Source organism: Aquamicrobium aerolatum DSM 21857 (assembly GCF_900113935.1).
GTDB lineage: Bacteria > Pseudomonadota > Alphaproteobacteria > Rhizobiales > Rhizobiaceae > Aerobium > Aerobium aerolatum.
The window spans coordinates 130865-155463 of record NZ_FORF01000010.1; the positions used below are offsets into that span (position 1 = coordinate 130865).

Below are 24599 nucleotides of genomic sequence, written 5' to 3' on the forward strand. Positions count from 1 at the left end.
TGTGGAGAGGTTCAGTCCTTTTGAGGGACGTAGCGTTCCCAGCCCTTGGGGCCAAGATGCTCCTGTGGCTGAAAGCGCACCTTATAGGCCATATTCCTCGAGCCGTTAACCCAGTAGCCAAGATAGACATGGGGCAGGCCCGCTGCGCGCGCTCGCGCGATGTGGTCGAGGATGAGGAATGTGCCCAGCGAACGGTCTTCCATCTCGGGGTTGAAGAAAGAATAGACCATCGAAAGCCCATCACCCATCTTGTCGGTCAGGGCCACGGCAATGAGTTCGCCTTCGCCACGACCGGTCATGAACGTGTCGGGCCCGCGTCGGCGGTATTCGATCACGCGGGTTTCGACGTGGGTGTCTTCGACCATCATCGCATAGTCGAGCACGCTCATGTCCGACATGCCCCCGCGATGGTGGCGTGCGTCGAGGTAGCGACGGAACAGCGAATATTGTTCGGTAGACGGTTCGGCCGTGTGCTCGACGCCGATCAGATCGGCGTTACGGGCAACGATGCGCCGCATGGTGCGTCCCATCTTGAACTCGTCGACGAGGATGCGCACTGAAATGCATGCGCGGCAGGTCTCGCAGGCGGGACGGTAAGCAATATTCTGTGAGCGACGGAATCCACCCTGTGTGAGCAGGTCGTTCATCTGTGCCGCACCTTCACCTACCAGATGCGTGAACACCTTCCGCTCCAGCTGCCCTTCAATATAGGGGCAGGGCGAAGGCGCAGTCAGAAAGAACTGTGGTGAGTTTGTCGCGTGATGATGCATCTTCTATCGTGGCTGCCAATGACACCGACAGGCTGGCATGCGCGGCGAAAACGTCAACCTCAAAATATTGAAGCATGCCGGTCGAACATGATGCCGACCGGCAAATGCGTTAGCGAGTGCCATTTCGTACCACAACCGTGCCCAACAGCAGGTCGTGAACGGTGCGCTTGCGATCAAGGAACAATGTCGCGAGCAGGATGAAGGGCGTCAGAACCACGTTCGCGGCCCAGAAGAGCACACTATGGACGACGGCCAGCAACCCGTCGATCGGCTTGCCATCGAGCCGCTCGAGGCGAATGTCCATTATCCGCATTCCAACCGTTGCCTGGCGCGGCCCGCCAACGGTGTTCCAGATGTAGGCCAGCGCAACGGCGGGAAACAGAATGGAAAAAAGCGCCCAGCCTATACCAAGCGTGATCAGCCCAAAAATCGCAACGAGGATGGAAAAGGGGATGAGCAGCAATCCCACTATTGCGTAGTCGATCAGAAAAGCGACCATTCGACGTGTACGCACACCCTGATAGAGACGCCAGTCATCAAGGTGCGTGGCAAGAATTTCACCATCCAAAGTACGCGTATTCATCGTATGCAGGTCCTTTCAGACATCAAGTGCATCCGACAAATGGGTAAATCATCGCGAGATTTCAATAATTCGCGTTGAAAACACCCTAATCGTCAGCCCTTCAGAATCTCGGCAACACGGGGTGCGAAGTAGGTGAGAATACCGTCGCAACCTGCACGCTTGAACGCCAGCAAGCTCTCCATCATCGCGGCTTCGCCGTTGATCCAGCCATTGGCTGCTGCCGCCTCGATCATCGCGTACTCGCCGGACACCTGATAGGCGAAAGTCGGCAGGGAGAACTCGTCCTTGGCTCTCCTGATAATGTCGAGATAGGGAAGGCCCGGCTTGACCATGATCATGTCGGCGCCCTCGGCAAGATCCTGTTCGATCTCGCGCATGGCTTCGTCCGAATTGGCGTGATCGAGATAATAGGTCTTCTTGTCGCCCTTCAGAAGTCCTTGCGTACCTATCGCTTCGCGGTACGGGCCGTAGAATGCGGATGCGAACTTGGTTGCATAGGACATGATGGCCACGTCCTGGTGGCCCGCAGCATCGAGAGCATCACGAATGGCGCCGATGCGACCATCCATCATGTCGGAAGGCGCGATGATGTCGGCTCCGGCGTCGGCCTGCAGCACGGCTGCTGAGGCAACTTGCAAGACTGTCTCGTCATTGACGATGATGCCGTCGCGCAGGATCCCGTCATGGCCATGACTGGTGAACGGATCGAGAGCTGCGTCGGTGATGATTCCGATCTCGGGCACAGCGGCTTTGATCGCGCGGGTTGCGCGGTTGATGAGATTGTCCGCGATCAGAATCTGCGAACCGGTTTCATCCTTGAGCGCGAGATCGATTTGCGGAAACGTTGCGATCGCCGGAATTCCAAGCGTGGCGGCGCGCTCAGCTTCCTTGACAGCGACGTCGACGGAAAGGCGGTAAACTCCGGGCAGGGCCGCGATTTCTTCCCGGACGTTTTCTCCTTCCGTGAGGAAAATCGGCCAGATCAGGTCGTCCACGGTCAGCCTGTTCTCCTGGACGAGACGGCGCGACCAGTCGGCCTTGCGCATGCGGCGCAAACGACGCGAAGCGGTGATTTCGTCGACGCCCCGGGTCTGTGTGGTGCGTGCAGGGCTAAACTTGTTCATGGCGTTCTCCGTCACTCGCGCAGCGATCACCAAAAAAAGCCAGCCGGGGCCGACATCGGGCGATCACATTCGGTGCTGCTCCTCTAACATCGTCGCAGCTGCGGACCAAGGGCGTGTGATGGAGAAAGCCTGTGCCTTTGCCGACGCCAGGGATTCGTGGAACTTCCTGATTGCGAAACAGACTGACGAAACTATGGTGTAGGAATCAAACCGCATCGCACAGTGAGTTGCCGCAACCCATGCACGAGGCTCTAGAACATTCGCCACTTCGCGCGACGACATTGCAAATATCGTTCGAATGGTTCCTGCGTGCGGTAGCTGCCTACAGCCTGATCCTTGGGCTGATGTACTGGGTGCGGCTGGTGGGTTTCTATCCCGGCACAGACTGGCGATTTGATCTCATGCCGGTTCATTGGAAGGTTGCGTCAGTCGTCCTGGCGGTGCTGTTTCCATTTGCGGCGAGCGGCCTGTGGATGCTTGCGTCCTGGGGGCCGGTCATCTGGTTCCTCTGCGCCGGGCTGGAATGGGCGATGCATCTATGCTTCCCCGAATTGTATGGCGCGCGACCTCAGGTCGTATTCGCCCATGCAGGCATCGCGCTTGTCTACGCGACTTTTCGCGCGGCATTCCTGATCCAGTCGCGGCGAGTCGCCGATTAACTCTTCATTCAGTGTGATTGCAGTGTTGGCTTTGGTAAGCGCTTGTTAAGCCTGCGTTTTAAGTCGAATTTTATAGGCATTCGATATGGTCGGGCCAAGGTGAGAACAAAAAACAAAATCACCAGGCGTTAAACACGAGGCTAGATCATGATGACTGCAAAGCAGGCGGCGAAGCCGTCGGACAATACTGAAACCAAGAACCCTATTCGTTCGCTTTACCTTGAATCACTTCAGCTGGTCGAAAGATTGCATCGTCGTCTCCAGGACGTCATCAAGGACGAATTCGATCGCAACGGCCGCAACGACATCAACGCGATTCAGGCGCTGCTGCTGTTCAATATCGGCTCCTCAGAACTGACCGCAGGTGAACTGCGCTCACGCGGTTACTATCTCGGCTCGAATGTGTCCTACAATCTCAAGAAGCTGGTCGACCTCGGCTTCATCAACCACCAGCGCTCGCGCATTGACCGTCGCTCGGTTCGCATCAGCCTGACCGAGAAGGGGCAGGAAGTGGCCGACGTCGTCGGCAAGCTCTATGACCGTCATATCGGCTCGATCGAGCAGGTCGGTGGCATCAATTCCGAAGAATTCCAGCAGATGAACCGCGCGTTGCAGCGTCTGGACCGCTTCTGGAACGATACGATCGCCTACCGCATGTAGATGCCGACATCTGTCTCTGATCTGGTCGATACTTTCGAGCCGTGGACGTTTCCCGGTTTGCGGCTCGCTTTTTCGACAGATTGCATGGTGTTATTTGCATCGGCCACGTTCCTGCCATATTGGAGTGTGACCGAAACAGGCTGCGTTTGTGAACGCTTGGCGACGTTGGCGTTTGGCGAATCTTAACGATAAACGCCATAATGCGGTATGACGCCCATGAACTCTCGCGACAGACGAGAAAAGTGCCGGGAACACACATGAAGACATCTCGCCGTACCTTCCTTGCCGGAGCGGGCGCTGTAGCAGCGACCGCAGCAACGCAACCTGCATTCGCCCAGAACGCGATCGATGACATTCTGTCGTCGAATCAGCGCGGCACGTGGAACGATCAATTCGACGCGAAGGCCTCTGCCCAGGCGGGCAAGGTTGTGTCCACATCTCCTATTTTCAGCCCGGAAACGGTCTCCCATATCGAGCAGACGCTCCATCAGTATCAGGATATCGTCGCGCGCGGCGGCTGGGCTGCTGTGCCGTCTTCGAAAGCATTGCGCCTCGGCGTAAATGATCGCGATGTGGAAGCATTGCGGCGTCGCCTGATTGCTTCCGGCGATCTGTCGGAGCGGGCAGGCATCTCGCAGTCCTTCGATACCTATGTCGATGCTGCGCTCAAGCGCTTCCAGACGCGTCATGGACTTCCCGCCGACGGTGTCACGGGACGCTACACTTACGCCGCTCTCAATATTTCCGCACCGGTCCGTCTCGGTCAGCTCGAGACCAACCTTGTGCGCCTTCGTTCGATGTCCGGTTTCCTCGGCGACCGCTATGTGATGGTCAACATCCCGGCCGCGCAGATCGAAGCCGTTGAATCCAATCGTGTGGCGCAGCGCCATACGGCGATTGTTGGAAAGATCGACCGCCAGACGCCGATTCTCAATTCCAAGATCCACGAGATCAACATCAATCCGTACTGGAATGCGCCGGAATCGATTGTGCGTCGCGACATCATTCCGCTGATGCGCAAGAACCCGAACTATCTTGCGGAAAACAACATCCGCATTCTCGGGCCAAACGGTGAAGTCGATCCGATGACGATCGACTGGTCGACCGACGAGGCAGCCAAGCTCCGCTTCCGGCAGGATCCGGGTCGCATCAACGCGATGGCGACGATCAAGATCAACTTCCACAACCCTCACGCCGTGTATCTCCACGATACGCCGCAGCAAAGCCTGTTCAACAACCTCATGCGTTTCGATTCATCTGGTTGTGTGCGGGTGCAGAATGTTCGCGATCTGGTTGCCTGGATACTGCGAGACACGCCGGGATGGGACCGGCGCCGTATTGAGCAGACGATCCAGGTGGACTCGGACGTGAAGATTCCAGTCGCGAATCCCGTGCCAATCTACATGACCTATATTTCAGCCTGGGCCACCGGCGACGGTGTGGCGCATTTCCGGGATGATATTTACGGGCGCGATGGCGTCGATGAACTGCAGATTTCGACGCTTTGAACGCGGCGATGATGAACTGATTTACGGGCTGCCTGCGGGTGGCCCTTTTCGTTGGCGTTGGCACAGCAAAATTCCCCGCCCGAACGTGGAAGCCTGATGGGAAGTGTGCTATTGCGCCCCCAATTCCTGAATCCCATTCCCAGCACATTGAAGGATTGACCTCATGGCTCTGGATACAGCAGCGTCCGCCTCCGCATTTTTCACCGAGCCGCTCGAATCTCGCGACCCCGAGATTTTTGGCGCGATCCGCAAGGAACTTGGTCGTCAGCGCGATGAGATCGAGTTGATTGCATCCGAGAACATCGTCTCGCGCGCTGTCCTTGAGGCGCAGGGGTCGATCATGACCAACAAATACGCCGAGGGCTATCCGGGCAAGCGCTACTATGGCGGCTGCCAGTATGTCGATATCGCCGAGGAACTGGCGATCGAACGGGCAAAGAAGCTGTTCGGTGCCGGATTTGCCAACGTGCAGCCGAACTCCGGCAGCCAGATGAACCAGGCGGTGTTCCTGGCACTGCTCCAGCCCGGTGACACGTTCATGGGCCTCGATCTCAATTCCGGTGGTCACCTTACCCACGGCTCGCCAGTAAACATGAGCGGCAAGTGGTTCAACGTCGTGTCCTACGGCGTCCGCGAAGACGATCACCTGCTCGACATGGACGCAATCGAGAAGCAGGCGCACGAAACCAAGCCGAAGCTCATCCTTGCAGGTGGCACGGCCTATTCGCGCATCTGGGACTGGAAGCGTTTCCGCGAGATCGCTGACGCTGTTGGCGCCTATCTGATGGTCGACATGGCGCATATTGCCGGCCTCGTTGCTGCAGGCGTCCACCCTTCGCCGATCCCGCATGCGCATGTTGTGACCACCACGACGCACAAATCTCTGCGCGGCCCCCGCGGCGGCATGATTTTGACCAACGACGAGGCGCTCGCCAAGAAGTTCAATTCGGCAGTGTTCCCAGGCTTGCAGGGCGGCCCGCTCATGCACGTCATCGCAGCCAAGGCGGTTGCCTTCGGCGAAGCGCTGAAGCCCGAGTTCACGGACTATGCGAAGGCAGTGGTCGCCAACGCAAAGACCCTGGCGGCAAGCCTCAAGGAAACCGGCCTCGATATCGTCTCAGGCGGTACCGACAACCATCTGATGCTGGTCGACCTTCGTCCGAAGAACGCGACGGGCAAGCGAGCGGAAGCTGCGCTGGGACGCGGTCACATCACCTGCAACAAGAACGGCATCCCGTTCGACCCTGAAAAGCCGTTCGTGACGTCGGGTATTCGCCTTGGCACTCCTGCTGGCACCACACGCGGATTTGGTGAAGCCGAGTTCCACGAGATTGGTCAGTTGATCGCGGAAGTGCTGGACGGCCTGAAGGTCGCCAATTCGGACGAAGGCAACGCGGCTGTCGAGGCGGCGGTGCGTTCGAAGGTCGAGGCGCTTTGCGCACGGTTTCCGCTTTATCCATATCTGGGGTAAGCACAGCGACGAAAGATTCGTCGGGAACATGAAAAATGCGCTGTCCGTTTTGTCAGTCTGAAGACACGCAGGTGAAGGATTCCCGCCCCGCAGAAGATGGGGCGGCGATCCGCCGTCGCCGCGTCTGCCCTGACTGCGGGGGGCGCTTCACCACTTTCGAGCGTGTGCAACTGCGTGATCTCGTGGTGCTCAAGAAGTCGGGCCGCAAGGTTCCGTTCGACCGGGACAAGTTGGCACGTTCGCTGGAAACGGCTGTTCGCAAGCGTAACGTCGATCCCGAGCGGATCGACCGCGCGGTCACCGGCATCCAGCGCCAGCTTGAAAGTTCTGGCGAGACGGAGATTGCGTCAGGCGATATCGGCCATCTGGTTATGGAAGCATTGAAAGCCATAGACGATGTTGCCTATGTGCGTTTTGCTTCGGTCTATCGCAATTTCCGCGAGGCGAAGGATTTCCACGACCTGCTTGGCGAATTGCAGGGTGATGAAGACGAGGAGTGATGGATCGATGGCCGACTACCTGAAGGAACAGGCCGACATCGACCAACGCTTCATGGCTGCCGCGATCCGTCTTTCGCGCCGCAATCTCGGACTCACCGTCACCAATCCATCTGTTGCAACCCTGATCGTGCGCGACGGCATCATCGTTGGCCGTGGTGTCACTGCTGTCGGCGGTCGACCGCATGCCGAGACGCAGGCTCTTGCCGAAGCCGGTGATCTGGCGCGCGGCTCAACCGCCTATGTGACGCTCGAACCATGCGCGCATCACGGCAAGACGCCGCCCTGTGCAGAGGCGCTGGTAGCGGCTGGCGTGACGCGCGTGGTCGGCGCGGCCAGCGATCCTGATTCGCGCGTGTCGGGGAAAGGCTATGCCATCCTGCGAGCCAGCGGGATTGAGGTGACGGAACACGTACTGGCGACCGAAGCCGCCGATCTTATGGCGGGTTACATGAACCGATCCGTCAACAAGCGCCCGGAAGTGATTCTGAAACTTGCCGTTTCAGCCGACGGCATGATCGGCCGCAAGGGCGAAGGGCAGGTGGCAATCACTGGTCCGGAATCGCGGCGGCAGGTTCATGTCATGCGCGCGGAGTCGGATGCGATTCTCGTCGGGATCGGAACGGCGGTTGCAGATGATCCCGATCTTCGGTGCCGTCTCGAGGGACTGGAGCCGCGGTCGCCGATCAGGATCGTGCTGGATCGGAAGTTGCGGCTGCCACCCACATCGAAACTGGCGCAGACGGCGCGCGCGACGCCAGTGCTGGTTGCAACGGAAGTGGAAGAGGCTTTGCCCGAACGGCGCGAACTCTCTGATCTTGGCGTAGGTTTCCTCGCGGTCGAGACGCACGACGGCGAAATCGCGTTGCCGGAACTGCTTGAAGATCTGGCGGCGAAAGGAATCGGCAGCGTGATGGTCGAGGGTGGGGCGGCGACGGCGCGACACTTACTGGAGGAAGATCTCGTTGATCGTATTTCCCTGTTCATCGGGCCAGCAGCAATTGGTGCCAACGGTGTTGCATCACCGCTGATGCGCGAGACGTTGCCTGAAGGTTTTCGCCAGATCCGCGATGAGGTTTTTGGCGATGACCGCTATCTGGAATTTGTAAGGACGAGCTGATGTTTACCGGAATTGTCACTGATGTCGGCACTGTTGACGCTGTTGCGCCGCTTCCTGAAGGTGTTCGGCTTCGCATCCGGACGAATTATGATCCTCAGACGATCGATATCGGGGCATCCATTGCGTGCTCAGGTGTCTGCCTGACTGTGGTGACTTTGCCAGAAGCGGCGTCGAACGAACGCTGGTTCGAGGTCGAGGCCTGGGAGGAAGCGTTGCGCCTTACGACCGCCGCACAGTGGGAGGCGGGTACGCCGCTCAATCTCGAACGTGCCTTGAAGATCGGCGATGAACTGGGCGGGCACATCGTCTCCGGGCACGTCGACGGCAAGGCGGTCATCGTCGACCGAAAGGACGAGGGCGACGCAGTGCGCTTTACGCTGGAGGCACCGTCTGATCTGGCCAAGTTCATTGCGCCGAAGGGCTCGGTCGCGCTGGACGGGACTTCGTTGACGGTCAACAAGGTGGATCGTACACGTTTCGACGTGCTTCTCATCCACCATTCGCTCACCGTAACCACCTGGGGCGAGCGGAATATCGGCGACCATATCAATCTCGAAATCGACACCATGGCCCGTTACGCTGCGCGTCTCGTTCAGGCGGCTGCCGAAGGGCTTTAAGGCAATTGCGGTCAGCCCTGCATCGGATGCAGGGCGGCCATCCACAATGTACCGCTTGCTATGATGCATGCTTCGGCCTAAGTCAGCCGGCAATCCCGGAGACGAATATGCCAAGCAAAAATCCCCCACGTATCCTGATCGTTGAGGCTCGGTTTTACGACGATCTGTCGGACGCCCTGCTTGAGGGTGCGAAGGCCGCGCTTGACGAGGCTGGCGCACATTATGACGTAGTCACGGTTCCCGGAGCTCTGGAAGTTCCGGCGGTGATTTCGTTCGCGCTGGACGGAGCCGATAATGGTGGCACGGACTATGACGGTTTCGTTGCACTGGGCGTTGTCATTCGCGGTGAAACCTATCACTTTGATATCGTCGCCAACGAATCCTGCCGTGCTCTGATGGATCTTGCCGTGGAAGAGTCGATTGCCATCGGAAACGGTATCCTGACCGTTGAAAACGAAGAGCAGGCTTGGGTTCGCGCCCGCCGCACCGAAAGCGACAAGGGTGGCTTTGCCGCGCGCGCTGCGTTGACGATGATTGAACTTCGCACGCGTCTCGGAGCCTGATTGTGACGAAAACGGACCCCGCGAAACAGACTACTTTTCGTCCGGCCAACAAGCGCGGAGCAGCACGTCTTGCTGCTGTCCAGGCGCTCTACCAGATGGATGTTGCCGGCAGTGGCATACTCGAGATCACTGCAGAATATGAAGAGTTCCGACTCGGCAAGGAAGTTGACGGCAGCCAGTACCGCGAAGCGGATGCGCAATGGTTTCGAGCCATCCTTGCCGGCGTCGTCGAGAACCAGACGAAGGTCGATCCGATCATCCGTCAATCACTGACGGAAGATTGGCCGTTGTCGCGCCTCGATTCGACGCTGCGCGCGATCATGCGGGCCGGTGTCTATGAGCTGATGTTGCGAAACGATGTGCCTGTAGCGGTCATTGTCTCGGAATATGTCGATATCGCCAAGGCGTTCTACGACGAAGACGAACCCAAGCTGGTAAATGCAGTTCTCGACCGCGTGGCGCGTCGCGTCCGTGGGGAGGGCCGCGGTAAGGATCCCGAGTGACGAACTATAACGAGAAAGACGCACGCCGCACTTCCATCATCTTTGCGGCGTCGCAGGCTATTGTCGGCTCTGCTGCGCCGATCTCGTTTTCCATCGGCGGTCTGGCAGGCCACTATCTGCTGGGCGCCGATAAATCGCTTGCAACCCTGCCAGTCACGGCTTTTACGCTGGGCGTGGCGGTTGGAGCCATCCCGGCAGCCGCGATCATCAAGTCGATAGGGCAGCGCGCCGGATTTCTCGCCGGCACGGGGATCACGGCACTGGGCGGCGCCATTGCGACGCTGGGCCTTTACGAATTCTCTTTCCTCATCTTCACCATCGGTCTTCTTTCGATCGGTCTGGGCGGAGCGTTTGTTCAGCAGTTCCGCTTTGCCGCAGCAGACAATGCGCCGCCTGCCTACAAGGCAAAGGCAATTTCCTTTGTGCTTGCCGGAGGCATCGTGACCGCGGTTCTCGGGCCGCAGATCGTGATCTTCACCCGCGAGGCGCTTGCGCCGATGATGTTTGCCGGGTCTTTCGTGGCCATTATCGGGCTTGCGGCGGCAGGCGCTCTGATCTTGTCGTTCCTGCGTTCACGCCAGGCGACGAGCGGTCATGTATCAGGCCTTGAAGAGCCAGCGCGTCCGCTCGGCGAAATCGTCAAACAGCCTGTGTTCGCAATCGGACTTCTATGTGCTGTCGGCTCTTACGCGCTGATGAGCCTTGTGATGACCGGAGCGCCACTGGCGATGGTCGGCTGTGGCTTCACCGCTGACGAAGCTGCGCTTGGAATTTCCTGGCACGTCATGGCCATGTATGCACCCAGCTTCTTCACCGGTCGCCTGATTGCACGCTTTGGGCGCGAGGCGGTGATCGCAGTGGGGCTGCTTCTGTTGATCGGTTGTGCTCTGGTGGGGCTTTCAGGGATTGCACTTTGGCAATTCTGGACCGCACTTATCCTCCTCGGCGTTGGCTGGAACTTCGGGTTCATCGGGGCGACTGCGATGGTTGCAGATGCCTACCGCACTTCGGAGAAGGGCAAGGTCCAGGGCTTTCATGATTTCGTTCTGTTCGGCTGTGTAGCGATCTCCTCATTCCTTTCCGGTGTCATCTACAACGCCTGGGGATGGGAAATGCTGAACTGGATGATTTTCCCGGTCGTGCTGCTTTGCCTCGTGGCCTTGGGTGCTCTGCGCTTCATCAGCAAACGCGAGCCGGCTGCAGCCTGACTGCAGCGACCCTTTCGCGTGTCGCCTCCTCAAGCGGCGACAAAACACTGACCTGAGCTTGACGTTGCGTCAGCCCTTGCGCAAGCTGCTGCGCAAGGGCGGATTCTTGCTGGCGTCCGCCCCGGTCAACCTGGCTCGGGGAGGGGTATTTTCGAGCCGTCAATCGAGGAATTCCGTGAAATGACCATGCTTTATGTCGTCATTCTCTGCGGCGTGCTGTCCGTCGTCTATGCTATTTGGGCGACCCAGTCGGTGCTTGCAGCCGATCAGGGAAATGCACGTATGCAGGAAATTGCAGGCGCTATCCGGGAGGGCGCGCAAGCTTATTTGAACCGCCAATACACCACGATCGCGGTCGTTGGGGCTGCGGTGTTCATCCTCGCCTGGTGGCTGCTTTCGGCAAGCGCTGCGATTGGTTTTCTGATCGGAGCGGTGTTGTCGGGTGTGGCCGGTTATATCGGCATGCACGTTTCGGTTCGGGCGAACGTCCGTACCGCACAGGCCGCGTCGAACAGCCTGTCGGCAGGTCTCGACATCGCCTTCAAGGCAGGCGCTATCACCGGCATGCTTGTGGCTGGCCTCGCGCTGCTGGGGGTTGCAGTCTATTACTGGGTTCTAATCGGCCCGATGGGTTATGCACCCAGTGACCGGACGGTCATCGATTCGCTCGTGGCACTGGGCTTCGGTGCTTCGCTGATTTCGATCTTTGCCCGTCTTGGTGGTGGTATCTTCACCAAGGGCGCCGATGTTGGCGGTGACCTTGTTGGCAAGGTCGAAGCTGGCATTCCAGAAGATGATCCACGTAACCCGGCCACCATCGCGGACAATGTGGGCGACAATGTCGGCGACTGCGCGGGGATGGCGGCCGATTTGTTCGAAACCTACGCCGTGACGGTCGTGGCGACGATGGTTCTTGCCGCGATCTTCTTTGCCGGCTCGGACCTGCTTGGCACGGTCATGCTCTATCCGCTCGCCATTTGCGCGACATGCATCATCACGTCGATTATCGGGACGTTCTTCGTGCGCCTCGGCTCCAATGGTTCAATCATGGGGGCACTGTACAAGGGTCTGATCGTGACCGGCCTTCTCACTGTGGTGGGGGTGGCAATCGCCAACCAGTTCACCGTCGGCTGGGGGGAAGTAGGTGTCGTTGCAGGCCAGACGATTACCGGCTCGGCGCTGTTCACCTGTGGGCTTATCGGGCTCATCGTGACCGGTCTGATCGTCGTGATCACCGAGTACTATACGGGCACAAACAAGCGTCCGGTCAACTCGATCGCGCAGGCTTCCGTGACCGGCCACGGTACCAACGTGATCCAGGGACTGGCGGTTTCGCTGGAATCGACTGCGCTACCGGCGATCGTCATTATCGGCGGCATCATTGCCACCTTCCAGCTGGCCGGCCTGTTCGGAACCGCCATTGCGGTCACCACCATGCTCGGGCTTGCCGGGATGATCGTTGCGCTTGATGCGTTCGGTCCGGTAACCGACAATGCTGGCGGGATCGCGGAAATGGCCGGTCTTCCACCAGAAGTCCGTCAGTCCACCGATGCGCTCGATGCTGTCGGCAATACCACCAAGGCGGTGACCAAGGGATACGCGATCGGGTCAGCTGGCCTGGGTGCGCTCGTCCTCTTCGCGGCCTATTCGTATGATCTGCAGTATTTTGCCGAAAACAGCGACCGCTATCCCTATTTTGCGAATATGGGTGAGATATCTTTCTCGCTTTCCAACCCATATGTCGTGGCGGGTCTCATCTTCGGCGGTCTGATCCCTTATTTGTTTGGCGGGATAGCCATGACTGCGGTCGGGCGCGCGGCCGGGGCAATCGTCGAGGAGGTTCGCCGGCAGTTTCGAGAGAACCCTGGAATCATGCAGGGAACTCAGAAGCCCGATTATGCCCGCGCAGTGGATATCCTGACGCGAGCGGCGATCAAGGAGATGATCGTTCCGTCGCTGCTGCCGGTGCTTGCACCTTTGGTCGTGTATTTCGGCATCCTGGCGATTTCGGGCTCGAAAGCTTCGGCATTTGCCGCCCTCGGCGCTTCGCTCCTCGGGGTGATCGTCAACGGCTTGTTTGTCGCGATCTCGATGACATCGGGCGGTGGCGCATGGGATAATGCGAAGAAGTCGTTCGAAGATGGCTTCGTCGACAAGGATGGCGTCAAGCATCTGAAAGGCTCAGAGGCCCACAAGGCTTCGGTGACGGGTGATACTGTCGGCGATCCTTACAAGGACACCGCTGGTCCGGCCGTGAACCCTGCAATCAAGATCACCAACATCATGGCTTTGCTGCTGTTGGCAGTCTTGGCGCATTAGCGCACGTATCCCGAAGGTGGGAACCGCTTTCGGGACGAAGACATGAGAAAGGCCGCGGGAGCAATCCTGCGGCCTTTTTCTGATGAAAAACGGATAATCCTGGCTTTAACCGCCGCCAAACAGATTCGAGGGGACGCCGCCGCCGCCAACACCGCTGATCAGCTGGCCGATGAAGGACTGGTCCTTGCCGCCGGTCGGTGTGGTACGGCTGATGAAGTCGAAGACGCGTCCATCCTGCATGCCGTAGTTGGCAATGTTGGTGACACGTCCATCAGCTCCCAAATAGACCGCCAGCACGCGTTGATCGGTCAGGCGTGGGTTCATGAAGGCGACGCTGCGATGGCGCGTCTGGGAAATGTAGTACAAGACCTCTGTATCAAAGGTCGCCGTGGTCGACGGCGAGCCCAGCGCCAGCAGAACCTGCTCGCGGCTCGAGCCGACGGGGACCGATTCCAGCATCTGCTCGTCGATGACGTAGCCATGCGTCAGCGTCTCGCTGGGCTTCAGTGTCTGTGTGGCGTTGCAGCCTGCCAGCACCATCGCTGCGCCTACGGCGATCAGCGCCATTCGGGCGGGAAGTACGGCACTTGCCTTGAAATCGCGCGATTGCACAAGCAACTCCATTATGACTCTCTTGGGGCCACGGCTTGCACCGGGCAGCAAAACGGGTAAACCAGCTTGCGCGGCGATGCAACTGTGCCGCAGATTGAAACCGAACTTTCGGATGCCTGCAGCATGTTCAAGTCCATCTTCAGTTTCGGCCGACGGTCCAACCGTGTGGTAACGGACGCGCTGTATAATGAAATCGTGGCTTCGGCGCGGCAACCGGCTTTTTATGCGCAGATGGGCGTGCAGGATATCCCGTTGGGGCGCTATGAAATGCTCTCAACCCATATGTTCCTGTTTCTTGAACGCACGCGCGGTGGCTCTCAGGCACTTATTCAGCTGGCGCAGGATGTCACCGACGAGTTTTTCAAGGATGTCGACCATTCGCTGCGGGAGCTTGGTATCGGCGACCAAGGGGTTCCCAAGCGGATGAAAAAGCTTGCGCGCATGTTCTACGGCCGCGCAGAAGCGTACCGCGAGGCAGTTGCGGCGGGCGATGACAAGGCCCTTGCGGCGGCGCTGGCTCGCAATATATGCCCCCAGGAGCCATCCTGGAGCCATGCGGATGAAATGGCTGCCTATGTGAACAGGGCGCTTGCATATCTCGCGATACAGGACGACACAGCATTGCTTGCCGGAACCATCAGTTTCCCGGATGCGGCACAGATGGAGGCAGGACAATGACCCCTCAGGAGCGGAGCCCGATATCATTCTCGGTGAACGTTGCCCGGCTGCCTAAAAATGGAATGCCGGTCAGGTTCGAGGCAAATGATGCACAACGCCTTGAAATGGCGAAGGCGCATGATCTGCTCGAGGTCAGGAGGCTGGTGGTCGAGGTCGACATCATCGGCTGGAAAAAGGGCGGCGTGAAGGTGACGGGCGACGTCAGCGGCGAGATCGTCCAGGCCTGTGCGGTTACGCTGGAGCCTGTCGAAGAAACCGTCGAAGAACCTATTTCTGCGGTCTATCTGCCCGCCGGGTCGCGGCTTGCCAAGCCATACAACATTGTCGAAGGCGAAATCATTCTGGACCCCGAAGGCGAAGATTTGCCTGAAACCTTTACTGGCGATGAGATCGACATCGGCGCGATCGCCGAAGAATTCTTTACGTTGGGTATCAACCCCTATCCTCGCAAGGCTGGTGTGGAGGTCGCGGTAACGAATGAGGGGGACGATGAGGAGCGTGGGCCCTTGTTCGAAAAGCTGGCCGCGCTGCGAAACAAGCTTTGAATAGAATCCCTTCGGACCCGAATTAGGTTGTGCGGACCCGCAAAACCGCTATTTTCCCCGAATTCTTTGAGCTGAACAGATCCCCGGAAACAGACGAGATAGCACCCCTTGATACGTATCGCCATTGACGCAATGGGTGGAGACCACGGACCTGAAGTCACGATTTCCGGTCTCCAGAAGGTTGTCGAACGCCGCACTGATGCGCGCTTCCTGATCTTCGGCCTGGCCGAAGTCGTAAATCCTGTTCTGCAGAAATATCCCGCCGTGGCTGCCGTCAGCACGTTCACACATTGCGAGGTCTCTGTGGGGATGGATGAGAAGCCGAGCCAGGCATTGCGGCGAGGCCGGCTTAAATCTTCGATGTGGCGGTCTATTCAGGCGGTGCGCGACAGGGAGGCGGATGTCTGCGTGTCAGCAGGAAATACCGGCGCGCTGATGGCGATGTCCAAGTTCTGCCTGCGTATGATGCCCGGTGTCGAGCGTCCGGCTCTTGTAGCCATCTGGCCGACCACCCGCGGCGAAAGTCTCGTTCTCGACGTAGGCGCAACGATTGGCGCCGACTCGCGCCAACTTGTCGACTTTGCGATATTGGGCGCTGCCATGGCACGAGCCATCTTTGGCGTTGAACGCCCGAGTGTCGGCCTGCTCAATGTCGGTGTCGAAGAGGTCAAGGGCCAGGAAGACGTCAAGGACGCTGGTCACTTGCTGCGTGAGGCCGATCTCAAGTCGCTGAATTATCATGGCTTCGTTGAAGGCAGTGATATCGGAAAAGGTACTGTCGATGTCGTGGTCACCGAAGGGTTTGCCGGCAATATCGCTCTGAAGACAGCCGAGGGCACGGCACGCCAGATCGCGGGCTATTTGCGTGAGGCAATGAGCCGTACCCTGATGGCCAAGATCGGCTATCTGTTTGCCCGCGATGCTTTCCAGTTCCTGCGCGAGAAGATGGACGTGCGCAAGATCAACGGCGGCGTCTTTCTTGGCCTCAACGGTCTGGTGGTCAAAAGCCATGGCGGCGCGGATGATGAGGGCTTCGCCGCGGCGGTGGAACTGGGCTACGATATGGGCCGCAGCAAGCTCATGGATAGTATTCGACGCGATCTTGAGGCCTTTCACGGTCGTATTGCGGAAAAGCATGGCGCTGCGGACGACGACTCCGTAGCTGACGATTAGGACGAAATATGATCAGGTCTGTAGTGCGTGGGGTTGGTGCATCCCTTCCGCAGCGTGTGATGAAGAACGCCGAGTTCGAAAGCCTTGTCGATACGTCCGACGAGTGGATCGTTCAGCGTACCGGAATTACGCAGCGCTATATCGTGTCCGAGGACGAGACGACGGCTTCGCTCGGGGAGGCTGCTGCTCGTGCTGCTCTAGCCAGCGCGAACCTGACACCAGACGATATCGATCTGATCGTGTTGGCGACTTCGACGCCAAACAATACGTTTCCGGCGACTGCTGTCGAGATCCAGAATCGACTCGGCATCACCCATGGTTTCGCATTCGACATGCAGGCCGTCTGCAGCGGCTTTGTCTACGCCATGGCTACCGTCGATGCCCATCTGCGCAGCGGCCTTGCGCGCCGCGCGCTGGTGATCGGATCGGAGACCTTTTCCCGTATCCTGGATTGGTCCGACCGTACGACCTGTGTTCTGTTTGGCGATGGTGCGGGTGCGGTGGTGCTGGAGGCGGCTGAAGGTGCGGGAGCCATGGCTGACCGTGGAATCCTTGCTTCGAGCCTGCGTTCCGATGGCAGCCATCGTGACAAGCTTTTTGTTGACGGTGGTCCGTCGACAACCGGGACGGTCGGTCATCTGCGTATGGAAGGCAAGGAAGTCTTCAAGCATGCCGTAGGCATGATCACCGATGTGGTTGAAGACGTGATGGCGCGCGGAAATATCACGGCGCAGGACATCGACTGGTTTGTGCCGCATCAGGCAAACAAGCGCATTATCGATGCGTCGGCACGCAAGCTTGGGATTGCACCGGAAAAGGTTGTGATGACGGTGCATCTGCATGGAAACACGTCTGCAGCGTCTGTTCCGCTGGCGCTGGAGACGGCAGTGTCGGACGGACGTATCAAGGCCGGGGATCTCGTATTGCTTGAGGCGATGGGCGGCGGATTTACCTGGGGCGCTGTTCTTCTGCGTTGGTAGGCTGGCTGTCTTCAAGTCGACGACGTTCAGCGCTTGACCTTCGAACGGCAATTTCTTAACGTCGCGAAATATTGTGAGTTTTCAGCAATTTCAACATGGTTGGACAGCCGAATGGGGGGAAAGACACTTACGCGCGCTGACCTGGCCGAAGCGGTCTACAAAAAGGTCGGGCTCTCGCGCTCGGAATCTGCCGAGCTGGTCGAGATGGTTCTCGATGAGATTTGCGAAGCTATCGTGCGCGGTGAAACCGTGAAGCTTTCTTCGTTTGCAACATTCCATGTCCGTGACAAAAACGAGCGCGTGGGACGCAACCCGAAAACCGGCGAAGAAGTTCCGATTCTGCCGCGCCGTGTGATGACCTTCAAGGCATCGAATGTGTTGAAACAACGCATCCTTCAGGGACATCTGGGTGTGGAGGCCAAAGCCGAGTCGTAGGCGATGTTATCTTGTCGACGGGCGAGGGCGGCGGCGAGCAGATTTCCTTGTGACGGAGCGCACTCCAGCCAGGAGTAGTGCTCTCATCATCGGTTCATGTCGCTGATTTGATGCGACTGGTCATTGCGCGCCCGGAATATTCGGTATCGCGCCACTCGGTCTATTGTTCTCGCTTGCATCACAGCGCGTAAATCGCTGGAATGATGATTGATTCGTCAGTCAGGGCTTTGCCCGATTGTGACGCTACGCTTCAGGAGCGGCTGTCAGATGGACAAGAGTCCCGACGCTTTTCGTACTATCAGCGAAGTAGCTGAACAACTGGATCTTCCCCAGCACGTCCTGCGCTTCTGGGAGACGCGTTTCACTCAGATCAAGCCGATGAAGCGTGGTGGCGGTCGACGCTATTATCGCCCGCAGGATGTCGAACTTATCAAGGGCATCCGACACATGCTCTACGATCATGGCTACACCATTAAGGGCGTGCAGAAGCTTCTCCGGGAGAATGGACCGCAATTTCTTGCATCCATCGGCAGCGGCGACATGGCTGCTATTGAAGCCATGGCGCAACGCAAGCTGCAAGAGGTGGAGGATGCCGCGCAGGTTGCTGCGTCGCGTCCCAAGCTGGATGATGAGATGCTGGTAGGGCAGGCGAAGGTCAAACCTGCACGACGCTTTTTTGGTCTTGGACGCCCGGACGAAGATGGTCCTGTTCAGGAAGGCGAGGGGCGTCTGTCTCGTGACAATCGCGCGCTTCTTCAGGAAGCGCTGTTCGATCTTCTCGAATGCAAGAGATTGCTGGATCAGGTCCGCTAGAGCTTTTTCCGCGTTTCCTGGAAACGTGGAAAATCTCCAACCCATTGTTTTTACGCAATTCCGGACACAAAACTGCTTCGCATTTTTGATTGTCTTTGGGATGTAAGCGTTAACTAAAGCCCTTTACTCAAGTACAGGCAAGCAGCGCCCGGGAGAGGCAGAATGGCAGCTTCAGAACCGTCGGCGATTACGGTCGTCGAGGTTGACCACGAGATTTCGCGCGGGGCGAGCAATCTCCGTTTTAGCAGGTCGATCGAACGCTTGTTCCTGGAAGACTATCTCTTCAATCGTGCCAGGATGGTGACGATCTGGGCGCTGGTCGGCACCTTGATGTATTGCATGGCGCTGGCGGGCGACTTTTCAATGGTGCCCGATGTCGCCCCCATCATGTTGTTTCTGCGTCTGGGCGTCTTCGTGCCCTTTGCGTTGCTGGTGATTCTGGTGATGCGGCTTCGTCCGACGGCGCGGAACTACGACATGCTGTCCTTCGGCGTGGGCGTACTTGGAATTGCGCTGCCTATGGTAACGCTGATATTCGCCAGTGGGCCCTATCTGTTTATCTATCAGACCGGGAGTGTAGGAACGCTGGCATTTTTCGTCATCGTACTGCGCCCGCGGTTCCGCACTGTGATTTTGGGGCTGGGTGTCATGACCGCCATTCAGCTGACGACCATCCATATCAATGGCAATTTCGACGAGGTCAGATATGGCGGAATCGTAACGTTTTACATTACGCTTGTCGTGTTCTTGGCTCTTTCGGCCTATTTTCACGAGAATATGGATCGCATGAATTTCCTGCATCGCCTGAGGGGCGAGCTTCTTCAGGAAGAACTGCGCGTGCAGTCCGAGCAGGACGTTATGAGTGGGCTGTTGAACCGGCGCTCGCTTTCCAGATATGAGCGCGAACTGTGGACGACTGACTCGACCTCAACGGTGGTGTCAGCGATCATGATCGATATTAATCTGTTCAAGAGCTACAACGATAGCCATGGGCACCTTGCCGGCGACGCTTGCATCATGGCTGTGAGCCAGATCGTTCGCGGGACTGTCGGGGCATGTGGCAAGGCATTCCGATTTGGCGGGGAGGAATTGCTTGTGCTTCTTCCGGGCATTTATGCGGAGCGCGCTGCAGAATTTGCAGAGCAGATGCGTGTCGACATCGAAGCTGCGGGTATTCATCATCGCGGAAAGGGGATTGGCGGCACAGTGACTGCCAGCTTTGGCGTGGCCGAGGTGCTGATGCAGGAAAGCTCTTTCCAGATGCTGCTGCAGGCTGCAGACACGGCCCTCTACGATGCCAAGAAAGCGGGTCGAAACACGGTCAAAGTGTGGGGAGCGAACTCAGCGGAAATTCGTGAGCTTCGGAACCAGACAAAGGCCTGACCCGCTGCTTGCGCCCGTGCTCGGTCGGTGCCGCCCGATTTGCGAAGTAATTTCAGTCCCTTTTGTGAATTACCCTATTTGCCACTTGCGAAGCACGAGCCGAGGCGGTAGGGCTTTCCTCGGTTCGGAGCGTAGCGCAGCCCGGTAGCGCACTTGACTGGGGGGATGGTGCCCAGCGTTCCGAAAATCTCATCTTTTCAAACTGTTGACTGCCGTAGGTGCACTCGCCGTGGTAGTTTTCGTGGTAGTCGCGGCTTCCAGTGCGTTGCGCACGTCGTCGACCATCGCGTGGGCATACTTCGTGGTAGTCTTGACGTCGGCGTGGCCCAGCAGGCTCTGCACGACGCGCAAATTGCTTTTGCGCAGCACGCGCGTGGCAGCTGTGTGCCGGGCATCGTGCGGACGAAAGTTCTTCACGCCGGAGCGCTCAATCGCCCGTCTCGATCCCGACTTGAAGCCAGCGAGGGTTAGCGGGTAGCGCTTACCCCGGCACAGCAGCCTGCCATCCTTCATCTTGACGGCACGTTTTGCGACATAGGTAAAGACCTTTTCGGGGTGATGCCCCTGTTCAGCCCATAGCATTTTGAAGGTCGATTCGGTCATCGGGATTGTGCGGGCTTTGTTGCCCTTGCCGATGACCGTGAATTGACGGTTGAAGAAGTCTACCTGCGTCCACACCAGGGCAATAATTTCTGCTCGTCGACAACCGGTCTGGAAAGCAAATTCCAGCGCGACATCATAGCCGCGCTCGACCTGCTGCATGATGGCGTCTTCTTCATCGGGCGTTGCTTCGCGGACCCGCTCCTGGCTTTCGTCCAGCAGGTGCTGTCCCCAGTCAATCTCCTGAGCACGAACCTTCCATACCTTCGCTGCTCTAAGCAAAACTTCACGCAGTGGCTGCGTGGCTGTCCGATTGACCGTCGCGGGCGACACGCGGCGTCGGATCTCTGCTGTCTTGTATTTTTTTCCCGGTTTACGCTGCGACGGGACGTATTCGCCGCGACGCTTTGCAACCATCACAGCAACCTCTGAGGTGCCGATGCTGTGAAGCATCGTCGTCGCGCCGAAATGATTTTGAAGCCATTCCATTGCGCGCAGCGTGTTGTCTGCGTTGACGTGATGGGTTCCGACTTCTTGCCAATAGCGCGCCAATGCTGCTTCGACTGTCATGTCAGGGCCCGAGAGGCTGGCTTCTGATACTATCAGCGCGAGCGCGGCTTCTTTGGCGGCAGCCTCTACCTGTTTTGCTTCGCGCTTCGTCGTTCGGCCAGTGCTGCCCGAAAATCGGCGACCACGGATCCGGAAGTCATACGAGTAGACGCCGTCTTTGGTGTCGGGTCGGATGAAGACGGACATGCTGTTACCTTTCGCTTCGCTCTCCAGGCGATGAGGTCATCGACATCGTAGCGGGGCGTCTCACGCTTTTTTCCGCGACCGATATTGACGTATGGAAGCTCGCCGCTCTTTCGCATCTGACGCAAAGTGTCTTCGCTGATGCCGAGTACCCGCGCCGCGTCTTCCGGCGTCAAGAGGGGCTGGGGCAGTTTTCCACGATGTTCACAGGCAGAATCGCTCATCAGAACAATCCTCCCTCACGATTCGGCGAGATGCAGCTCGGGCAGGTGTGGGTATAAGGCTCGTCGACAGCTCTGCCGGCTACACGTGGCGCTGCGCCAAAGAGATCGGTCGTGTCATTGTCCGAACGCTTCGGCACAGCCTTGCGGATGATCCAGCCGGCAGTCCTGGCGTCGGCGATCATCACGCCGAAATCCTCGGCGAGGTATTTGTTTGGGTAGCTCGCGGGGCAGGTGTCGCAACAGACCTGCAGCCGCTCGCCGTGGCGCGTGATGCTCATGAGTGCAGCACTCCTTCGGCCCTGGCGATGACAGCTTGCGCATTCATGAGGCGGGTAATCTGCCCTTGGCCGAGGCCCGAGCTATAGCGCACGGCCTCGAGCATGCGCGTCACATCCTTGGCGGCTGCAACAAGCTCGATCAGAGCTTCTTTTTGCTCGGCAGGGCCGCCGGGCTTACGACCATATTGCCGCCACGTGGCCCGGCAGTCCGCGCAAGCACGGTGACCAGTGTCGGGCATGGGAGAGTCGCAGTTGTTGCAGCAGATCGCGCTCATGGCTGCGGCTCCAGTCTGTCCAGGCGCTCGATCTCCGCCATCAGCAGCGCTGCTGCTTTGATCAGGTCGCGACGGCGCGAAGTGGGTTTGAACCATTGCGTGCTCCAGCCGATCGGCCAGAGAGCCTTAAGGAAAGCGGTGAGACCAGCTGCGCCATAGGCGTCTATGATGGTGCGATCAATCGGCCCCGCGGCGGCGCAGGCTGCATAGGCTATCGCCGCTCGCGAGAGGCTGAAGTCGGCATGCTGATCGTCGTGGGCGGGTGTCCAGCTTTCCTCGTTCATCTGGCGGGCGCGTTCGTTCAGAATGTCGATCGCTGCCTTGGAAAGGTCGGAGACGTGGTTGAAAGACGGATTCGTTGACATCGGTTCAGTTCAATCCCGTTAAAAAGGACCACTGGTCGGATGGTTGCTGGCTATTGAGGCGCAGATAGGCGATGGCGGCGCACTGGGCCAAAGCGCTGATCAGCGCCTCATTGCCGAACCTGTCGGCAAGATGACGTAGTTCCTGCTCCAGTCCCGACAAATCGGAACCGCATCTCTTGATCGTGGCGTCGACACGATTCACAATGTGGGTGGGATTTGTCATGGCGCAGGGGGCCTCGCATGTTTACGGTGACGGCAAGATGTGGGTGGTGCAAGGAACTGGGAGAGTTCCAGTTCAGGCATGCTTTCGGCTTTTCGGCGATAGATCCGGAAGCCGGCAAAGGCCGGCAAGGTGGAATCATGCCCGTGGGACGCACGCCGGGATCGCCGTCGCGCGCGAGTGCGGAACCTGAGGTCGATGCGGCGGCGATCTCGCAATGTATCCGTTGCTACAAGCCGTCCATGATCGTGTTCAGCACACGGCCTGATCATCTCGACAGCATCATTGAATGCCTGGATCAGACCACTCCTCTTAAGGGCGGTGCGTCCCTGGTGACGGTTTTGGGCATGTATCCGCCTCAACCGGAGGCCGATGACGATCCGCATTGGCCGGCTGAAATCCGCCGCCAGTTTCGCGATGCGCAGACCATGCTGATGAGCAATATGTCGCCGTCGATCATCATAGGCGTGTGCCGGACAGTTCTTGATGTCGTGATGCGTAAACTGGGTGCTTCCGAGGGAACGCTGCACCAGCGAATCAATCTTCTGCAGGCGCGGGCGGTCATCACGACCCCAATTGCAGATTGGGCGCACAAGTTGAGGCTCGACGGTAATGAGGCGGTTCACGAAGGGACGGGTGAGCGCGATAATGCGGCGGAATTTGTCGAGTTCCTCCGCACGCTCATGGACGTCACGTTTTCCTTGCCTGCAAAGATCGCAAAACAGCAAGGCCGAAGCACGTAAGCGCCTGTAAGTTTGCGGCTTAGGGACGGATCGAACCATCAGTTCACTCCTGCGCAAAGAACCAGGCGCGGGGCACTTTCGTGAGGAACTTCGAACCTGAAGCTGGCGCTGTGCTTCCAGCTGTATGCTCCGAGTGTGTATTCCCCCGGCTCGAGGGGTGCCTGTGCGTCATTAATGACGCCTTCGATGCTTCCTGCTATTGTGTCTGGCTCGCCGGGGATCCAAAAAAGGGTTGCGCCTTCTGGGTTGAGACTGGAAAGAGTAAAGCTGCGATCCTCGGCGACCGTAACGCGAATGCTGCCGTAGTCATCGCCGGCTGAAAACTCGACGATCTGGCCTTCGATGATCTCGGTGCGATAGAAATCTTCACCGTCATCGTTGCCAACTGGCATGAGCACGAACCGTCCCCCGTCGATCGCGCGGATGAATGCGTCGGGTGATTCCTGCGGTGCGGGGATAGTCTCGTCGAGCCATTCGCTCGGAAGCCATTTGCGGGTAAAGTCAGACATTGTCGGCCACCCAGTCATCGATCATCGCGATCAGCAGCCTGTCGCCTGGCTCTTCGCGTGCTTCCAAGTGTTCCCCGTCAGCGCCCATGGCACAGATTCAGGGTTGAGCTTTAAGGAGTGTTTTGGTCTCGTCGTCTGACGAAGGAACCAAGATGACTGCTAAATCCCCGAGCACCAAAAAGCCTGCCGAGCAGGTGGTGAAGGACATTCGCCGGGCGACCCGACGGCACTTTTCAGCTGAAGACAAGATCCGGATCGTTCTCGATGGTCTGCGCGGCGAAGACAGCATTGCCGAACTGTGCCGCAAGGAAGGCATCGCGCAGAGCCTTTATTACACTTGGTCGAAAGAGTTCATGGAAGCCGGCAAGCGCCGACTGGCGGGCGATACTGCTCGTGCTGCGACCAGTGATG

At 58.3% G+C, this 24599-nt stretch carries 30 protein-coding genes and 1 pseudogene; 20 read left to right on the forward strand and 11 right to left on the reverse strand.

The window, feature by feature from the left end:
• Nucleotides 1-11: 11 nt before the first annotated feature.
• The 3 genes from BMZ42_RS10105 to hemB all read right to left on the reverse strand — a co-directional run bounded on the left by BMZ42_RS10105 (nt 12) and on the right by hemB (nt 2477).
• A complete protein-coding gene (locus tag BMZ42_RS10105; protein ID WP_091521770.1) occupies nt 12-770 on the reverse strand; it encodes an arginyltransferase in 759 nt (252 codons plus the stop codon).
• A gap of 109 nt (nt 771-879) precedes the next feature.
• Nucleotides 880-1353 (reverse strand): RDD family protein, encoded by a 474-nt coding sequence (locus BMZ42_RS10110; RefSeq protein WP_091521772.1) that lies wholly within the window; start codon nt 1351-1353, stop codon nt 880-882.
• Between the two features lie 92 nt (nt 1354-1445).
• Nucleotides 1446-2477 (reverse strand): porphobilinogen synthase, encoded by a 1032-nt coding sequence (hemB, locus tag BMZ42_RS10115; protein ID WP_091521774.1) that lies wholly within the window; start codon nt 2475-2477, stop codon nt 1446-1448.
• Nucleotides 2478-2716: 239 nt separating this feature from the next.
• Here hemB and BMZ42_RS10125 point away from each other — a divergent pair, with 239 nt between their 5' ends.
• From BMZ42_RS10125 to BMZ42_RS10175, 11 genes are all read left to right on the forward strand, one after another.
• Nucleotides 2717-3136 carry a DUF6163 family protein gene (locus tag BMZ42_RS10125; protein ID WP_091521779.1) on the forward strand — a complete coding sequence of 140 codons (420 nt, stop codon included), beginning with the start codon at nt 2717-2719 and terminating at the stop codon, nt 3134-3136.
• 147 nt (nt 3137-3283) lie between these two features.
• Nucleotides 3284-3796, forward strand: a complete 513-nt coding sequence (gene ldtR, locus BMZ42_RS10130) for a transcriptional regulator LdtR (protein ID WP_091521782.1) — start codon at nt 3284-3286, stop codon at nt 3794-3796.
• 257 nt (nt 3797-4053) lie between these two features.
• The gene (locus tag BMZ42_RS10135) at nt 4054-5304 is read left to right on the forward strand and encodes a L,D-transpeptidase family protein (protein WP_091521785.1); all 1251 of its coding nucleotides are present in this window, start codon (nt 4054-4056) and stop codon (nt 5302-5304) included.
• Between the two features lie 163 nt (nt 5305-5467).
• Nucleotides 5468-6775, forward strand: a complete 1308-nt coding sequence (gene glyA / locus BMZ42_RS10140) for a serine hydroxymethyltransferase (RefSeq protein ID WP_091521788.1) — start codon at nt 5468-5470, stop codon at nt 6773-6775.
• Between the two features lie 35 nt (nt 6776-6810).
• On the forward strand, nt 6811-7275 hold the full coding sequence (nrdR, locus tag BMZ42_RS10145; RefSeq protein ID WP_091521790.1) for a transcriptional regulator NrdR: 465 nt from the start codon (nt 6811-6813) through the stop codon (nt 7273-7275).
• A gap of 7 nt (nt 7276-7282) precedes the next feature.
• On the forward strand, nt 7283-8392 hold the full coding sequence (gene ribD, locus BMZ42_RS10150; protein WP_091521792.1) for a bifunctional diaminohydroxyphosphoribosylaminopyrimidine deaminase/5-amino-6-(5-phosphoribosylamino)uracil reductase RibD: 1110 nt from the start codon (nt 7283-7285) through the stop codon (nt 8390-8392).
• Nucleotides 8392-9009 (forward strand): riboflavin synthase, encoded by a 618-nt coding sequence (locus BMZ42_RS10155; protein ID WP_091521795.1) that lies wholly within the window; start codon nt 8392-8394, stop codon nt 9007-9009. Before ribD ends, BMZ42_RS10155 begins: the two co-directional genes overlap by 1 nt.
• Before the next feature lie 107 nt (nt 9010-9116).
• A complete protein-coding gene (locus BMZ42_RS10160; RefSeq protein ID WP_091521797.1) occupies nt 9117-9572 on the forward strand; it encodes a 6,7-dimethyl-8-ribityllumazine synthase in 456 nt (151 codons plus the stop codon).
• A 2-nt stretch (nt 9573-9574) separates the two neighbouring features.
• Nucleotides 9575-10075 (forward strand): transcription antitermination factor NusB, encoded by a 501-nt coding sequence (gene nusB, locus BMZ42_RS10165; RefSeq protein WP_091521800.1) that lies wholly within the window; start codon nt 9575-9577, stop codon nt 10073-10075.
• On the forward strand, nt 10072-11283 hold the full coding sequence (locus tag BMZ42_RS10170; RefSeq protein WP_091521802.1) for an MFS transporter: 1212 nt from the start codon (nt 10072-10074) through the stop codon (nt 11281-11283). Before nusB ends, BMZ42_RS10170 begins: the two co-directional genes overlap by 4 nt.
• Before the next feature lie 180 nt (nt 11284-11463).
• Nucleotides 11464-13602, forward strand: coding sequence for a sodium-translocating pyrophosphatase (locus BMZ42_RS10175; protein WP_091521805.1), 2139 nt, complete (start codon nt 11464-11466; stop codon nt 13600-13602).
• Between the two features lie 105 nt (nt 13603-13707).
• Here the strand turns inward: BMZ42_RS10175 and BMZ42_RS10180 are convergent, their stop codons facing one another.
• Complete coding sequence (locus tag BMZ42_RS10180; RefSeq protein WP_091521808.1) at nt 13708-14226, reverse strand: outer membrane protein assembly factor BamE; 519 nt, start codon at nt 14224-14226, stop codon at nt 13708-13710.
• Nucleotides 14227-14337: 111 nt separating this feature from the next.
• Between BMZ42_RS10180 and BMZ42_RS10185 the strand changes: the two genes are divergently transcribed.
• From BMZ42_RS10185 to BMZ42_RS10215, 7 genes are all read left to right on the forward strand, one after another.
• Nucleotides 14338-14892, forward strand: a complete 555-nt coding sequence (locus BMZ42_RS10185) for a ubiquinol-cytochrome C chaperone family protein (RefSeq protein ID WP_091521870.1) — start codon at nt 14338-14340, stop codon at nt 14890-14892.
• The gene (locus BMZ42_RS10190; RefSeq protein ID WP_091521810.1) at nt 14889-15437 is read left to right on the forward strand and encodes a YceD family protein; all 549 of its coding nucleotides are present in this window, start codon (nt 14889-14891) and stop codon (nt 15435-15437) included. The genes BMZ42_RS10185 and BMZ42_RS10190 overlap by 4 nt, the downstream gene beginning before the upstream one ends.
• Nucleotides 15438-15545: 108 nt before the next feature.
• On the forward strand, nt 15546-16610 hold the full coding sequence (gene plsX / locus BMZ42_RS10195) for a phosphate acyltransferase PlsX (protein WP_091521813.1): 1065 nt from the start codon (nt 15546-15548) through the stop codon (nt 16608-16610).
• Nucleotides 16611-16618: 8 nt separating this feature from the next.
• Nucleotides 16619-17590: a beta-ketoacyl-ACP synthase III gene (locus BMZ42_RS10200; protein ID WP_091521816.1), complete on the forward strand. Its 972-nt coding sequence runs from the start codon at nt 16619-16621 to the stop codon at nt 17588-17590.
• Nucleotides 17591-17701: 111 nt separating this feature from the next.
• Entirely contained in the window at nt 17702-18025 is a 324-nt protein-coding gene (locus BMZ42_RS10205) for an integration host factor subunit alpha (RefSeq protein WP_091521818.1), read from the forward strand.
• A gap of 267 nt (nt 18026-18292) precedes the next feature.
• Nucleotides 18293-18838: a MerR family transcriptional regulator gene (locus BMZ42_RS10210; RefSeq protein WP_091521821.1), complete on the forward strand. Its 546-nt coding sequence runs from the start codon at nt 18293-18295 to the stop codon at nt 18836-18838.
• A gap of 162 nt (nt 18839-19000) precedes the next feature.
• Nucleotides 19001-20221, forward strand: a complete 1221-nt coding sequence (locus BMZ42_RS10215; protein WP_091521824.1) for a GGDEF domain-containing protein — start codon at nt 19001-19003, stop codon at nt 20219-20221.
• A gap of 189 nt (nt 20222-20410) precedes the next feature.
• Here BMZ42_RS10215 and BMZ42_RS10220 read toward each other — a convergent pair whose 3' ends face one another.
• From BMZ42_RS10220 to BMZ42_RS10245, 6 genes and pseudogenes are all read right to left on the reverse strand, one after another.
• Nucleotides 20411-21577 carry a tyrosine-type recombinase/integrase gene (locus BMZ42_RS10220; protein WP_091521826.1) on the reverse strand — a complete coding sequence of 389 codons (1167 nt, stop codon included), beginning with the start codon at nt 21575-21577 and terminating at the stop codon, nt 20411-20413.
• 23 nt (nt 21578-21600) lie between these two features.
• Nucleotides 21601-21798: pseudogene (locus BMZ42_RS18475) on the reverse strand (helix-turn-helix domain-containing protein); the annotation flags it as partial.
• Complete coding sequence (locus tag BMZ42_RS10230) at nt 21798-22076, reverse strand: hypothetical protein (protein ID WP_091521831.1); 279 nt, start codon at nt 22074-22076, stop codon at nt 21798-21800. The gene BMZ42_RS10230 and the pseudogene BMZ42_RS18475, both read right to left, overlap by 1 nt.
• Nucleotides 22073-22351, reverse strand: coding sequence for a hypothetical protein (locus BMZ42_RS10235; RefSeq protein WP_091521833.1), 279 nt, complete (start codon nt 22349-22351; stop codon nt 22073-22075). Before BMZ42_RS10235 ends, BMZ42_RS10230 begins: the two co-directional genes overlap by 4 nt.
• Entirely contained in the window at nt 22348-22716 is a 369-nt protein-coding gene (locus BMZ42_RS10240; RefSeq protein ID WP_091521836.1) for a hypothetical protein, read from the reverse strand. The genes BMZ42_RS10235 and BMZ42_RS10240 overlap by 4 nt, the downstream gene beginning before the upstream one ends.
• 4 nt (nt 22717-22720) lie before the next feature.
• The gene (locus BMZ42_RS10245; RefSeq protein ID WP_091521839.1) at nt 22721-22939 is read right to left on the reverse strand and encodes a hypothetical protein; all 219 of its coding nucleotides are present in this window, start codon (nt 22937-22939) and stop codon (nt 22721-22723) included.
• A 143-nt stretch (nt 22940-23082) separates the two neighbouring features.
• Between BMZ42_RS10245 and BMZ42_RS10250 the strand changes: the two genes are divergently transcribed.
• Nucleotides 23083-23679 carry a DUF4145 domain-containing protein gene (locus BMZ42_RS10250; RefSeq protein WP_175556690.1) on the forward strand — a complete coding sequence of 199 codons (597 nt, stop codon included), beginning with the start codon at nt 23083-23085 and terminating at the stop codon, nt 23677-23679.
• A 38-nt stretch (nt 23680-23717) separates the two neighbouring features.
• Here BMZ42_RS10250 and BMZ42_RS10255 read toward each other — a convergent pair whose 3' ends face one another.
• A complete protein-coding gene (locus tag BMZ42_RS10255; RefSeq protein ID WP_091521843.1) occupies nt 23718-24188 on the reverse strand; it encodes a hypothetical protein in 471 nt (156 codons plus the stop codon).
• A 152-nt stretch (nt 24189-24340) separates the two neighbouring features.
• On the opposite strand from BMZ42_RS10255, the gene BMZ42_RS10260 reads away from it, so the two are divergent.
• Nucleotides 24341-24599: transposase (locus BMZ42_RS10260; RefSeq protein ID WP_139207903.1), on the forward strand; the 259-nt coding region annotated here is incomplete at its 3' end.

What these genes read in the sequence shown, in the direction of transcription:
- BMZ42_RS10105 (WP_091521770.1), bottom strand. Translation starts at nt 770, where the DNA reads ATGCATCATCACGCGACAAACTCACCACAGTTCTTTCTGACTGCGCCT.
- BMZ42_RS10110 (WP_091521772.1), bottom strand. Translation starts at nt 1,353, where the DNA reads ATGAATACGCGTACTTTGGATGGTGAAATTCTTGCCACGCACCTTGAT.
- hemB (WP_091521774.1), bottom strand. Translation starts at nt 2,477, where the DNA reads ATGAACAAGTTTAGCCCTGCACGCACCACACAGACCCGGGGCGTCGAC.
- BMZ42_RS10125 (WP_091521779.1), top strand. Translation starts at nt 2,717, where the DNA reads ATGCACGAGGCTCTAGAACATTCGCCACTTCGCGCGACGACATTGCAA.
- ldtR (WP_091521782.1), top strand. Translation starts at nt 3,284, where the DNA reads ATGATGACTGCAAAGCAGGCGGCGAAGCCGTCGGACAATACTGAAACC.
- BMZ42_RS10135 (WP_091521785.1), top strand. Translation starts at nt 4,054, where the DNA reads ATGAAGACATCTCGCCGTACCTTCCTTGCCGGAGCGGGCGCTGTAGCA.
- glyA (WP_091521788.1), top strand. Translation starts at nt 5,468, where the DNA reads ATGGCTCTGGATACAGCAGCGTCCGCCTCCGCATTTTTCACCGAGCCG.
- nrdR (WP_091521790.1), top strand. Translation starts at nt 6,811, where the DNA reads ATGCGCTGTCCGTTTTGTCAGTCTGAAGACACGCAGGTGAAGGATTCC.
- ribD (WP_091521792.1), top strand. Translation starts at nt 7,283, where the DNA reads ATGGCCGACTACCTGAAGGAACAGGCCGACATCGACCAACGCTTCATG.
- BMZ42_RS10155 (WP_091521795.1), top strand. Translation starts at nt 8,392, where the DNA reads ATGTTTACCGGAATTGTCACTGATGTCGGCACTGTTGACGCTGTTGCG.
- BMZ42_RS10160 (WP_091521797.1), top strand. Translation starts at nt 9,117, where the DNA reads ATGCCAAGCAAAAATCCCCCACGTATCCTGATCGTTGAGGCTCGGTTT.
- BMZ42_RS10175 (WP_091521805.1), top strand. Translation starts at nt 11,464, where the DNA reads ATGACCATGCTTTATGTCGTCATTCTCTGCGGCGTGCTGTCCGTCGTC.
- BMZ42_RS10180 (WP_091521808.1), bottom strand. Translation starts at nt 14,226, where the DNA reads ATGGAGTTGCTTGTGCAATCGCGCGATTTCAAGGCAAGTGCCGTACTT.
- BMZ42_RS10185 (WP_091521870.1), top strand. Translation starts at nt 14,338, where the DNA reads ATGTTCAAGTCCATCTTCAGTTTCGGCCGACGGTCCAACCGTGTGGTA.
- BMZ42_RS10190 (WP_091521810.1), top strand. Translation starts at nt 14,889, where the DNA reads ATGACCCCTCAGGAGCGGAGCCCGATATCATTCTCGGTGAACGTTGCC.
- BMZ42_RS10200 (WP_091521816.1), top strand. Translation starts at nt 16,619, where the DNA reads ATGATCAGGTCTGTAGTGCGTGGGGTTGGTGCATCCCTTCCGCAGCGT.
- BMZ42_RS10205 (WP_091521818.1), top strand. Translation starts at nt 17,702, where the DNA reads ATGGGGGGAAAGACACTTACGCGCGCTGACCTGGCCGAAGCGGTCTAC.
- BMZ42_RS10210 (WP_091521821.1), top strand. Translation starts at nt 18,293, where the DNA reads ATGGACAAGAGTCCCGACGCTTTTCGTACTATCAGCGAAGTAGCTGAA.
- BMZ42_RS10215 (WP_091521824.1), top strand. Translation starts at nt 19,001, where the DNA reads ATGGCAGCTTCAGAACCGTCGGCGATTACGGTCGTCGAGGTTGACCAC.
- BMZ42_RS10220 (WP_091521826.1), bottom strand. Translation starts at nt 21,577, where the DNA reads ATGTCCGTCTTCATCCGACCCGACACCAAAGACGGCGTCTACTCGTAT.
- BMZ42_RS10230 (WP_091521831.1), bottom strand. Translation starts at nt 22,076, where the DNA reads ATGAGCATCACGCGCCACGGCGAGCGGCTGCAGGTCTGTTGCGACACC.
- BMZ42_RS10235 (WP_091521833.1), bottom strand. Translation starts at nt 22,351, where the DNA reads ATGAGCGCGATCTGCTGCAACAACTGCGACTCTCCCATGCCCGACACT.
- BMZ42_RS10240 (WP_091521836.1), bottom strand. Translation starts at nt 22,716, where the DNA reads ATGTCAACGAATCCGTCTTTCAACCACGTCTCCGACCTTTCCAAGGCA.
- BMZ42_RS10245 (WP_091521839.1), bottom strand. Translation starts at nt 22,939, where the DNA reads ATGACAAATCCCACCCACATTGTGAATCGTGTCGACGCCACGATCAAG.
- BMZ42_RS10255 (WP_091521843.1), bottom strand. Translation starts at nt 24,188, where the DNA reads ATGTCTGACTTTACCCGCAAATGGCTTCCGAGCGAATGGCTCGACGAG.